Below are 12,753 nucleotides of genomic sequence, written 5' to 3'. Positions count from 1 at the left end.
TACTCTTGCACTGAGCGAAGTCGAAGTGTGAACTTGCACTTGATTTCCATTTTCTACTTTTCATTTTCCATTTTTTCTCTTTCGACATTTGACATTCGACATTCGACACTAATAATTAGACTATTACTTCTTCACTAGCAAGGTACAAGCATCGACACTTTTTCAATTCATCCTCGCCATACCGCATCTTAAAGAGTAAACAAACATTTAAACGAATAATGACTACAAATAAGCAGAAAAACCTCACTTTTGCAACTTGATTTTTTTTTCTTAAACCAAGGTATACATGGACATCAAAAATTTAAACTTTAGCCCAAACGCACATATTTTAGTCACTGGTGGTGGCGGATTCATAGGATCTAACCTCTCAGAGGCCCTTTTAAAAAACGGCAATAAGGTACGTTGTTTAGATAATTTTGCTACCGGAAGAAGAGAAAATATTGAAGCATGTTTAAAAAATGAGAATTACACGCTTATAGAAGGCGATATTCGGAATTTAGAAGATTGTAAAAAAGCCTGCGAAGGGGTCGATTATGTATTGCACCAAGCGGCATTGGGTTCTGTACCAAGATCAATTAACGATCCTATTACCAGTAATGCGGTAAACGTATCTGGCTTTTTAAATATGTTGGTCGCTGCGCGCGATGCCAAGGTAAAACGCTTTGTGTATGCCGCAAGCTCATCTACCTATGGCGATTCTAAAAGCATGCCTAAAGTAGAAGATATTATAGGTAAACCGCTATCTCCATACGCCATTACCAAATACGTAAATGAATTATACGCCGATGTCTTTAGTAAAACTTACGGTTTAGAAACCATAGGCTTACGCTATTTTAATGTTTTTGGACGAAAGCAAGACCCTAATGGCGCCTATGCTGCAGTGATTCCTAAGTTTGTTATGCAGTTGATGCAGCACGAATCGCCAGTGATTAATGGGGATGGCAGCTACTCCAGAGATTTTACCTATATCGATAATGTCATTGAAATGAATGTTCGGGCTTTACTAACCCAAAATAAAGAAGCGCTTAATACGGTGTATAATGTGGCTTATGGAGAACGCACTGATTTAAATGAACTTACAGCCCTGCTTAAAGAATATTTAAGTGCCTACGATGCTGCTATTGCTAACATTGCTATCGTTAACGGTCCTGAACGCCAAGGTGATGTTCCGCATTCGTTGGCGTCTATTGAAAAAGCTAAAAATTTATTGGGCTATAACCCAAGTTACGATATTAAAAAAGGATTAAAAGAAGCGGTAGACTGGTATTGGGAGCATTTGAAATAAAAGACAAGCAATTTGACTTAGTTCTAGCATCTTGCTTTTAGTACCTTAAGTTTAGTTGTTATAAAATACTAATTTAACCCATTGGGTATTAGTGTCAAAAATGTCAGTTCGAGTTTTTTTTGCGTAATAGCCTATAGTAAAAAATGTATCGAGAACCGTTTGTGATGATAATTCAATGTCAGTTCGAGTGATTTTTGATAAAAAATTGTATCGAGAACAAAAAAGAAAAAAGTAAAAGAAAAAGAAAGCACTTTAAATTAGTGCTTAGAGTTATAGTAAGAAGAAATAGCTATTATATACCAGTATAAAATTAAAAAGAGTAAAGAAAAATGAATACATCAAAAATTGCAGTGATAGGCTTAGGCTACGTAGGCTTACCCCTAGCCCGCTTATTTGCCACCAAATACCCCGTAATTGGCTTTGATATTAACGAGACTAGAATTAAAGAATTACAATCGGGCGTTGATAAAACCCTAGAGGTATCTGATGCCGATTTAAAACAAGTGTTTGCGGCTAATGCCCACATGGAAAAAGGTTTGTATTGTACCAACCAACTAGAGGCCTTAAAAGACTGCACCTATTTTATTATTACGGTACCCACTCCTGTCGATAAAAATAACCGACCTGATTTAACGCCTTTATATAAAGCGAGTGAGACTGTCGCTAAAGTACTCAAGAAAGGCGATATTGTTATTTATGAAAGTACGGTATATCCAGGGGCTACCGAAGAAGAATGTATTCCCGTTTTAGAAAAAGTGAGTGGTTTACGTTTTAATATAGACTTTTATGCAGGCTATTCCCCAGAACGTATTAATCCAGGAGATAAGGAGCATACCGTAGAAAAAATACTAAAAGTAACTTCAGGCTCTACGCCTGAAATTGGACAAAAAGTTGATGCCCTATATAAGAGTGTCATTATCGCGGGTACCCACCTTGCCCCTACCATAAAAGTCGCTGAAGCGGCCAAGGTTATTGAAAACTCGCAACGCGATATCAACATTGCCTTTGTGAATGAACTGGCGAAGATTTTTAATTTAATGGATATTGATACCCATGCGGTATTAGAAGCAGCGGGGACCAAATGGAACTTTTTACCCTTTAAACCCGGTTTGGTAGGCGGTCATTGTATAGGGGTAGATCCGTATTATTTAGCACAACGTGCCCAAGAATTTGGCTACCACCCTGAAATAATACTAGCGGGAAGGCGTTTAAATGACAGTATGGGAAGCTATGTAGCCTCAGAAGTCATTAAATTAATGGTGCAAGAAGACATTAAAATAAAAAAGGCCAAAATTTTGGTCTTAGGCATCACCTTTAAAGAAAACTGCCCTGATGTGCGCAATACCCGTGCGGTAGACGTGATTAAGAATTTAACTAGTTTTGGTACCCAAGTAAGCATTTATGACCCTTGGGCCAGCCCTGAAGAAGTGCATCACGAGTACGGACTTAAAACAAGTACTAGCCTCCCTACTGAGAAATTTGACGCTGTGGTACTGACGGTGGCTCATCAAGAGTTTTTGAGCTTAGATCTAAAAAGTTTGTTAGCGCCCAATGGCATTTTATACGATGTTAAAGGTATTTTAGCTCTGGATCAAGTGAACGGTAGATTGTAAAAAGTAATTTTAATTATAGCTATAACCCCATACTATTTTGAGCCAACTAAAAAAAGGAGCTTTCCTAAATTACGCTACAATTTTTTTAACCAATGTAGTGGGCATCTTGTTGACTCCTTTTATATTGAGTCATATAGGCGCTTCTGAATATGGCATTTACCTTACCATCGGAGCCTTAGTAGGTACCATTTCTTTATTAGATTTTGGATTGAACAACACTATTGTACGCTTTGTAGCGAAGTACCGAGCCCAAAAGGACAGCAAAGGAGAAGAAAATTTTTTGGCCGTAACCATGCGAATTTTTTTCGTCATCTCTGCGATTATCGTGATTTTGGGTGTGCTATTCTATACTTTTTTTATCGATTCGTATTTCACCAAAATGAATACAGAAGAAATGAAAATCGCCAAGACCATTTTTGTGATTCTTATTTTTAACCTCTCTATAAGCCTACCAGGGGCAGCTTTTACAGGAATTTGCTACGGTTATGAGGCTTTTGTGTTTCCTAAAACCCTAAATATCATTCGCTACATTACCCGATCACTTACAGTAGTGGCAATTTTAACCTTAGGGGGCAAGGCCATTGCCTTGGTCGTTATTGATACTATTTTTAATGTTGTCATCATTATAACTACTTTAGTTTTTGTTTTCAAAAAGCTCAAGGTTAAGATTAAATTACATGAGTTTTCGTTTAGGTTTGTCAAACAAATATTCAGCTACTCGGGTTGGATTTTTATTTTTGCTTTGGTAGGTATTTTTCAATGGTCAGCTGGGCATTGGGTTTTAGGAAGAATTAGCGTTCCAGAAGTTTTAACTATTTATGGTATTGGTATTACCCTTGGCTCCTACTATGGTGCATTTTCTACAGCTATTTCAGGTGTTTTTTTACCGAGAGCTACTCAAATGTCGGTTGCGAACGCTACAGGAGAAGAACTAACCACTATGATGATTAAGATTGCGCGTTTATCGTTTATAGTACTCATGTTTATTTTTGGGGGGTTTTTATTGTTTGGCTTACAATTCGTTAATCTTTGGGTGGGTACTGAATTAGGAGAAGAAGGAAGCTATCAATCGTGGGTAATTGCCCTTATGATAATGGCCGCCTATACCTTGCCCTTGGTACAAGGCTTTGGGAACTCTATATTAGAAGCGAAAAGTAAATTAGCCTTCAAAGCTATACTCTACCTTTCTTTTATGATTTTAGGAACTATTTTAGGTGCTTACTTGGCAAGGGATTATGGGGCTATTGGGATGATGTCTGGCTCTATTATTGGCTGGATGATTGTTCAAAATGTGATGAACTTCTACTATCACAACACAATAGGACTAAATATGATTCGTTTTTTTAAAGAACTAGTACATAAAATTATCATTGTTGTATTCATTTGTTTTAGTTTAGGCTATTTCATAAATACTTGGGTTCCTGGCGAAGGATGGCTTAATTTTATACAAAAAGGGGCACTTTACACCCTTATTTACAGCATTTTAACCTACTTTGTAGGCATCAACGCTTTTGAGAAACAACTCTTTAAAGATGCTTTTAAACCTGTTTTAAAAAGATTTAAAAAAACATGATAAAACTTAATTCCATTAATTATTCTGATAACGGAAGAAAAATTTCTTACGATTATTCTTTTAGTGCTGGCACTCAGAAATACTTTGCGAAAAATAATCCGTATTACTGTAGCTATGATTCAGATGTGAGTCAGTTTCCTAAAAGTATTAGTGTGATACCGTTTTTATCGAATACTATCACTATTGCGTGGTTTGCTGGTTTTGATATTGAAGTAGATGAAGTAGATGAAGACTATTTTAAGGCATTACTAGCCCTGAAAGAAGTATTTAAAAAATGGTACCCGAATATAGCATTAAAAGGAGGGCTAAAAGCAAAGAAACAAGTAAAAAATAGCATCGAAGGCAGCAAAAAGGCCATGCTTTTTAGTGGTGGTGTTGATGCCTTTGCTACCTATTTAAGAAATTATGAAGCAAAACCAGATTTAATTACCATTCACGGGCCAGATATTGAAATTAATGACCTGGAGCAATGGAATGATTTAAAAAGGTATATTGAAGAAGAACCTGTATTAGCAGCCAATACCAAAAATTTTATCACCTCGAACGTTCGTGATTTTTATTCGTATCGTGTACTGCTGTTAACGGATGATATGGGTTGGTGGGGTAAAATACAGCATGGTATTGCGCTTTTGGGCGTAACGGCACCCATAGCCTATAAAAACAAATACAGTGAAATTGCGATTGCCTCGTCGTACACCAAAGATATTGATATTCAATGGGGATCAACCCCAGAAACCGATGAGAAAATAACTTGGGCAGGCCTTACCATAAAGCACGATGGCTATGAACTGAAACGGCAAGACAAAGTAGATTTGATTGCTAATTTTGTAGCAAGCACCAAAAAAACCCTGCGTTTAAGAGTCTGTTATTCTGAACTGCGAGAAGAATTTAATTGTAGTAACTGTGAAAAATGTTTTAGAACCATTTTAGGGCTCGTTTTAGCCGGACAAAACCCAAATGATTTCGGATTTAAAGTAGACCAACAATTTTACGGCAAAATGTTCCAGACTATAGGCCAAGGGAGTGCGAGTAAAGGCATGAACTATTTTTGGTGGGAGCTCTCCCAAAAGGCAAAAACAGCAATTTCGCCCTTTATTTTTGAAGATGAAACCTTTGAAAAAGAACAAATTAAAAAAATAGCACTTAGAGAAATTGATACCACGTATGTTGAAAATTTAGGCAAAAAAGGAAAGAAAAAAAGAAAACTAAAATATATGCTTAGGCATAAATTTGCACCCTTATATAGTTTATATAAACGTATCAGATATTAAATATAACCTAGAAAACCAGTAATGAATTATGAAGTACGGATTACTTTCTTACGACGAAAATAAACGCTTTTTTAATGTAGGCGATAATATTCAAAGTTTAGCAGCCAAACAATTTTTACCACAAGTAGATGCGTACGTTAACCGTGAGCGACTTGCTGAATACGAAGGCGAAGAGTTGCAATTAATTATGAATGGTTGGTTTACACACAATATTCACAATTGGGTACCCTCTGATAACATAGACCCGATATTTGTTTCATTTCACATGAACAACACGGCAGCTCCATTTATGCTTAGTGAAAAAGGAATAGCCTATTTAAAAAAACACGAGCCTATAGGGTGTAGGGACCAATTTACAGCAGATACCCTAAGCGCAAAAGGTATTGAAGCTTATTTTTCAGGCTGTTTAACACTTACCTTAGATTCTTATAAGGTAGACGATAGTGAACGTGGTGATGCTATTTATATTGTTGATCCCTTATACAGCTACCCAAGACCTGAAAAAATATTTTACAATGCGAAAGCTACCATTCGAAACATAATTAACGGTACGGCATTTCAACTCTCAAAAAAGAAAAAACATCTTGAAAAATTTATTTCAAAAGAGCTCTTAGAATCGGCAATATTCATAAACCAAGAGCCACCAGCAAACACCTATACCGAAGCTGAAAAATTTGCAATGGCCGAAGACTTATTACACAAATACGCAAAGGCAAAATTAGTAATCACCTCAAGAATACATTGTGCTTTACCCTGTTTAGCTATGGGTACTCCTGTAATTTTTGTGAATGGCTTTGATAGTTTTGTAGACTCTTGTAGGTTTGATGGAATATTAGAATTGTTTAATCGCATTGACATTAATAGTGAAACAGGAGAATTTACAACAAATTTTAACCTTGATGACAAAATTTCTAAAAATACTGTAGTAAAGAATTTAGAAAAACATCATGAGCTTGCTACTAAATTAAAAAATAATGTTTCTAAAAGGATAAATTAAAAACTATTGAAAATTCTATATATCACAAATGGAGTTTCAGGGCCTGGCGGACTAGAGCGCGTGCTTTCGATTAAAGCAAGTTATCTGGCTGATGCCATGAACTATGATATACACTTTTTAACATTAAATAAGCTTTCTGATGAGCTATTTTATACCTTTAGCGATGCCATTACCTTTCATAATATTATAGCAACGGGTAACCCTATTCAATATATTTTAAAGTATAGAAATGAAATAAAAAAAATTATTGCAAAAATACAGCCAGATGTAATTACCGTCTGTGATGATGGCCTAAAGGGCTTATTTTTACCTCTTATGATCAACAAGCCTTGCCCCATGATTTATGAGCGTCATGTGTCTAAAAACATAGCTATCCAAAAAGATCAGCTATCAGCGATCCAAAAAAGTACCTCTTGGCTTCTATTTAAACTGATGGACTTTGGTGCCAACTTTTATGATCGCTTCGTGGTTTTAACCAATGGAAATAAAAAAGAATGGAAATTAAACAATATAGCGGTCATACCTAATCCCTTGTCTTTTTATCCTCCTGAAGAAGAAATAAGTACCGTTACCAATAAAAAAGTACTCGCTGTTGGGAAACAAAGTTTTCAAAAAGGCTATGATCGCCTTTTACAGAGTTGGAAAATAGTGCAGGATACGCATCCTGATTGGGAATTAGATATTTATGGAACCATCAGCGAAAAAGAAGCCTTACCTGAACTTGCTAAAGCCTTGGGCATTGAAAATTCGGTTCACTTTTACGCCCCAGTTAAAAATATAGCATCAAAATACAAAGAGGCTTCTATTTATGTCATGTCTTCTAGGTACGAGGGTTTTGGTATGGTACTCACAGAAGCAATGGCCTACGGTGTACCCTGCGTGTCGTTTGACTGTCCGTATGGGCCTTCAGATATCATTCAACAAAACCATGATGGTATTTTAGTACCCAACCATAATACTTCAACCTTAGCTAATGCTATGCTAAGCCTTATGAATGATGCCCAATGGAGAACAAAAATGGGAGCAACGGCTAGAGCCAATGTAAAACGATACCTGATTGAAGAAATAGCCATACAATGGGATAATTTATTTAAAAGCCTAATTTAACAAAATGACTATTGTATTTCTTATTGATCAAATGTCCCTACATGGTGGTATTGAAAGGGTTCTTTCAATAAAAGCCAACTACTTTGCTACGCAAGAAAACGTAGAGGTACATATTATAACTTCGGAGCAAAAAAACGAACCCTTGTGTTATCGCTTGGATCCTAACATTAGGCTTTATGACTTACAAATAAACTACCATCGTGAAAAAAGTTATTTTCATCCCAAAAATTTATTAAAGCTTCCAAAACATATTTATACCTTACGAAAAAAGATTAAAAAAATAAGGCCAGATGTCATGATCGTTTGCAGTCATAGTACCGATACTTATTTTGTACCTTTCATCTTAAAAAGAATACCAAAGGTCAAAGAATTTCATTTTTCTAAGGCCATTGAATTACCTTACCGAGAAAATCCAAGTCATTGGAAAAAGACCTACTTTTTAAAATTTGCAGATTTTGTAGAATCAAAATATGACCGTCTTATTGTTTTAAATGCGGATGAAGCCAAGTATTATAAAACTGATAATGTGACCATTATACCTAACCCACTCACGTTTTATCCTGACGCTATTGCAAAATTAAAAGAAAAAACGGTAATTACAGCAGGAAGAATTGCTCATGTAAAAGGCTATGATCGTTTAATCGCTATTTGGGAATTAGTAGTTAAAGAAATTAAAGATTGGCGTTTAGAAATATATGGTACCGGTAGCCCCGCGTATGTGCAAATGCTTCAAGATGAAATTAACCAAAGAAACTTACAACATCAAGTGATTTTAATGGGAGCAACAGACCAAATACAAGCCAAATTATTAGAAGCCTCTGTTTTTGCAATGACCTCGCATAATGAATGTTTTCCTTTGGTACTTTTAGAAGCACAAGCCTGTGGCCTGCCTATAATTGCCTACGACTGTCCGCATGGTCCAAGAAATATTATGAGTTCAGAAAATGGCTGTTTAATACCCCTAAATGAAGAACAGCAATTTGCAGATGCTCTAGTGCAGCTGATCACTACTCAAGAAATGCGTATAAAAATGGGTGAAAATGCACGTAAAAATGCAGCCAAGTATCGTCTTAATGCCGTAATGCGTCAATGGGAGCTCCTTTTTAAAAGCTTACCTACTAATACTGCTCACTTATGAAAACCGTGCTATTTACTTTTTATAAAATTTTCTTAGTACCACACTTGGTAGTATACCATACCAGTGCGCATAAAAAAATAATTGATAAAGATTTAGAACGCTGGGCGAGTTCAAAAGGGCTGCAGCAGAGTAAAACAAGTTTATTGCTACATTTTCTAGCCAGTGCACCAGATTTTAGAACCTTATTTTATTTTAGAACGCGAAGCCTTGTTTCGCATTTCTTAAATATATACTGCCGAAAACAAGCTCTTTTTACAATTGATGTCACAACAAAGTTAGGAGGAGGAGTCCTTACCGGGCACCCGTATGGTACTATCTTAAATGCTGATAGTATTGGTGAAAACCTATATGTAAACCATTTAGTTACAGTGGGCGAAGTAAACGGAAAACGACCTACTATTGGTCATAATGTTTCTATCTACACGGGCGCTATCGTTATAGGAGACATACACATTGGCAATAATGTAAAGATTGGGGCTGGGGCTGTTGTTGTAAAAAACGTTCCCGATGATTGTGTGGTGGTTGGGAATCCGGGGAGAATACTAAAAAAAACTATAGAAACGCATGCTTGATAGATTAGATGTAATTTTAAAAATCATTTTTATAATAGCTTCAGCATAAATAGCCTATGAATACACTTGTTCCTTTAGACTGGTACTATCCGCTATATATAAATCTATGTTGTTTTTGGGTATTGTTTACCTTATTACACACCAGTATTCTCCAAATGGACAGCACCAAAAATTTAGCGTTTATAAATATCTCAGGTTACTTTCTATTATTTATTTCGATTTTATATATTGGGCAAAGACCTCCATCGGCTACTTTCGGTGATACTATTAATTATTATCGGGGGTATTTGGCTTATGAAAAAGGTGCACCCATTAGCGAAAATGTGGGCGATTATGGTTGGCATTTGTTAATGCAAGCCTCCGCACAGTTAGTACCCATTAACGTTTTTTTTACGCTTTGTGCTTTTTTTTATATTTTTCCTTTGTATAAAATTTCAAAAGAATTTTTTAGGGAATATTGGTATTATGCGTTTATTATGTTTATTGTTTCTCTTTCTTTTTGGACTTACGGGGTAAATGGGGTTCGTAATGGTGCCGCAGGTTCACTTTTTTTATGGGGCGTAAGTTACCATCGGAAAAAAGTACTAATGGCCTTGTTTTTCTTTTTTGCCATAAGCTTTCATAAAACACTATTTTTACCGGTTCTAGCCTTTCTCAGTACTTATTTTTATAACAACCCGAAAGTCTTCTTTAAAGGCTGGCTTGCTTGTATACCATTATCCTTGATATTGGGTAGTGTGTGGATTGCCTTGTTTGCGAGTCTCGGATTTGGGGGCGATGATCGCTTGGCGGGGTACTTAACAAGTGAAGCGGCAGAGGGTACTTTTTCTGGAACTGGATTTCGTTGGGATTTTTTATTTTATAGCAGTTTCGCGGTATTTGCCGGTTATTACTTTGTGATTAAAAAGAAATTTAACGATCCGCTGTATTTTAAATTGCTCAACACCTATTTAATTTGTAATGGGTTTTGGGTTTTGGTCATACGCGCCAATTACTCGAACCGTTTTGCCTATTTATCCTGGTTTATGATGGCCATCATCATAATTTACCCTTTATTAAAACAGCAGTTTTTTAAAAACCAACATTTAATGATTGGGAAAGTCATGCTCGCCTATTTTGGCTTTACCTATTTTATGTACTATTTCTATAAATAAGAATAAATGAAAACCATCACCGTATTTACACCGACCTACAATAGGGCCTTTTGTTTAGATCAAGTGTACCAAAGCCTCATTCGCCAAAGCAACCAAAATTTTCTATGGTTGATTATCGATGATGGTTCTACGGATACCACCAAAGAACTAGTGGCTGGCTGGGAAGCGGAAAATAAAATAGCCCTGCAATACCATTACCAAGAGAATTTAGGCATGCACGGGGGGCACAATGCTGCCTACCGATTAATAAAAACCCCCCTAAATGTATGTATTGATAGTGATGATTTTATGCCCGATGATGCCATAGAAAAAATACTTAGACACTACCCTAGCATTAAAGATAATCCCAAATTTTCCGGTTTGGTAGGCTTAGATGCCACTAAAAATGGAAATGTAATAGGCACTAAAATTCCCGAAACGATCACAGAGACCACTTTATATGACCTGTATAATAAACATGGTGTTTTGGGTGATAAAAAATTGGTCTACAAAACAGCGGTTGTACAACAATACCCCCCCTATCCTATTTTTGAAGGCGAACGTTTTGTGCCACTAGGCTATTTGTACCAACTGATTGACCAAGAGTATCAACTTTTTCCCGTCAATGAGGTATTTTGTATCGTAGAATATTTAAACGATGGTTCTAGTAGAAACATGCTCAAGCAATACCGAAGGCACCCGCAAGGCTTTGCGTTTTCAAGAAAAAGCAGGATGGAATTGGCAGAAAGCTTTACAGATAAATTTAAAAATGCCATTCATTATGTTTCAAGCTCGCTATTTATAAAAAATGGAAATTTTTTAAAAGAGTCGCCTAAAAAATTAACCACACTACTCGCCCTGCCTTTTGGAGTGCTCTTGCATTTTTATATCAAGTACAAAACTAAAAACGATTTTTAAGGATGGCAGTAGTTAGAGTTTTACAAGTATTTACCACGATGGGGCGGGGCGGGGCAGAATCTATGATTATGAACTATTATCGACAACTAGACCGTACAAAAGTTCAGTTCGATTTTTTAGTACATAGGGCCGAAAAGGCTGCCTTTGAAGAAGAAATTGAGCGCTTGGGCGGTAAAATTTACCGATTACACCCCATTAACCCATTATTCCCTAAGAGCTACTATGCTGAACTGCGTACCTTTTTTAAAGAACATGCTGAATATCGCATTATCCATTCCCATTTAAACACCTTTAGTAGTTTTCCCTTAAAAATAGCCGAAGAATTTAAAATTGCAACCCGGATTGCGCATGCGCATATAGCCATGGATCCTGTTAGTCTTAGCAATACCTTTAAAAGTGTTGGCAATCTCCTTGAAGCCATAAAAAAAGGAATTAAGCTGCTTGTAAAAAAGAAAATACACAGGTATGCCACGCATTATTTTTCGTGTGGTGAAAAGGCTGGTCAATGGCTCTTTAGTGATACTACAGCTTTCTATGTCATGAACAATGCCATTGATGCTCGTAGCTTTATTTATGATGAACAAAAAGCCCAAAGCCTAAGAAAAGAGTTTCAATTAGAAAACAAAATTGTTTTGGGGCATATAGGACGCTTTACACATCAAAAAAACCATGAATATTTATTAAAAATTTTTGCAGAACTTAATAAAAAAAACGAACCATACGTACTCGCATTAATTGGTGATGGGCCCTTACAATCAAAAATTAAAGAAGAAGCCAAAAAATTAGGTATTAGCGATCGTGTACATTTTTTAGGCTTGCGTACCGATATACCCAATATAGTACAAATGCTAGATGTCTTTGTTTTCCCTTCCTTCTATGAAGGGCTTCCGGTAACCCTTATCGAAGCCCAAGCAGCAGGCTTGCAAATTATAGCCTCAGATACCATTACTAAGGAGGTACAACTGACCCCAGATATTCAATTTGCCTCCATTGCTGAAGCTCCTGAGGTATGGGCCAATAAAATAATAGCCCTAGGAAAAAATATTAAAAAAAACAATTTTGAAGCCATCGTAGCGGGAAATTATGACATCATATCCAATACCAAAGAAATTCAAAAATTTTACCTGAATCAAATCAATTCATAGT

Annotated in this window: 11 protein-coding genes; all 11 read left to right on the top strand. The window is 36.3% G+C overall.

Going from position 1 to position 12,753, the window contains the following annotated elements; all coding sequences use genetic code 11:
• The first annotated feature begins 286 nt into the window (after positions 1-286).
• The 11 genes from GQ45_RS01195 to GQ45_RS01145 all read left to right on the top strand — a co-directional run bounded on the left by GQ45_RS01195 (position 287) and on the right by GQ45_RS01145 (position 12,752).
• On the top strand, positions 287-1,285 hold the full coding sequence (locus tag GQ45_RS01195) for an SDR family oxidoreductase (protein ID WP_047414419.1): 999 nt from the start codon (positions 287-289) through the stop codon (positions 1,283-1,285).
• A 329-nt stretch (positions 1,286-1,614) separates the two neighbouring features.
• Positions 1,615-2,898, top strand: a complete 1,284-nt coding sequence (locus tag GQ45_RS01190; RefSeq protein WP_047414417.1) for a nucleotide sugar dehydrogenase — start codon at positions 1,615-1,617, stop codon at positions 2,896-2,898.
• A gap of 37 nt (positions 2,899-2,935) precedes the next feature.
• Positions 2,936-4,471 (top strand): lipopolysaccharide biosynthesis protein, encoded by a 1,536-nt coding sequence (locus tag GQ45_RS01185; RefSeq protein ID WP_052188092.1) that lies wholly within the window; start codon positions 2,936-2,938, stop codon positions 4,469-4,471.
• Complete coding sequence (locus GQ45_RS01180) at positions 4,468-5,742, top strand: hypothetical protein (protein ID WP_047414415.1); 1,275 nt, start codon at positions 4,468-4,470, stop codon at positions 5,740-5,742. Before GQ45_RS01185 ends, GQ45_RS01180 begins: the two co-directional genes overlap by 4 nt.
• Before the next feature lie 28 nt (positions 5,743-5,770).
• Positions 5,771-6,739, top strand: a complete 969-nt coding sequence (locus GQ45_RS01175) for a polysaccharide pyruvyl transferase family protein (RefSeq protein WP_047414413.1) — start codon at positions 5,771-5,773, stop codon at positions 6,737-6,739.
• 6 nt (positions 6,740-6,745) lie between these two features.
• Positions 6,746-7,846 carry a glycosyltransferase family 4 protein gene (locus tag GQ45_RS01170; protein WP_047414411.1) on the top strand — a complete coding sequence of 367 codons (1,101 nt, stop codon included), beginning with the start codon at positions 6,746-6,748 and terminating at the stop codon, positions 7,844-7,846.
• 4 nt (positions 7,847-7,850) lie between these two features.
• Entirely contained in the window at positions 7,851-8,984 is a 1,134-nt protein-coding gene (locus tag GQ45_RS01165) for a glycosyltransferase family 4 protein (RefSeq protein WP_047414409.1), read from the top strand.
• On the top strand, positions 8,981-9,556 hold the full coding sequence (locus tag GQ45_RS01160) for a serine acetyltransferase (RefSeq protein WP_047414407.1): 576 nt from the start codon (positions 8,981-8,983) through the stop codon (positions 9,554-9,556). Before GQ45_RS01165 ends, GQ45_RS01160 begins: the two co-directional genes overlap by 4 nt.
• A 56-nt stretch (positions 9,557-9,612) precedes the next feature.
• A complete protein-coding gene (locus GQ45_RS01155) occupies positions 9,613-10,710 on the top strand; it encodes an EpsG family protein (protein WP_047414405.1) in 1,098 nt (365 codons plus the stop codon).
• A 6-nt stretch (positions 10,711-10,716) separates the two neighbouring features.
• Positions 10,717-11,607 (top strand): glycosyltransferase family A protein, encoded by an 891-nt coding sequence (locus GQ45_RS01150; RefSeq protein WP_047414403.1) that lies wholly within the window; start codon positions 10,717-10,719, stop codon positions 11,605-11,607.
• Positions 11,608-11,609: 2 nt separating this feature from the next.
• Positions 11,610-12,752, top strand: a complete 1,143-nt coding sequence (locus GQ45_RS01145) for a glycosyltransferase family 1 protein (RefSeq protein ID WP_047414401.1) — start codon at positions 11,610-11,612, stop codon at positions 12,750-12,752.
• Position 12,753: the final 1 nt, after the last annotated feature.

The organism is Cellulophaga sp. Hel_I_12 (assembly GCF_000799565.1).
Classification (GTDB): Bacteria; Bacteroidota; Bacteroidia; order Flavobacteriales; family Flavobacteriaceae; genus Cellulophaga.
Note: the sequence above shows the minus strand (reverse complement) of the source record. Positions and strands in the feature narration are given on the sequence as shown.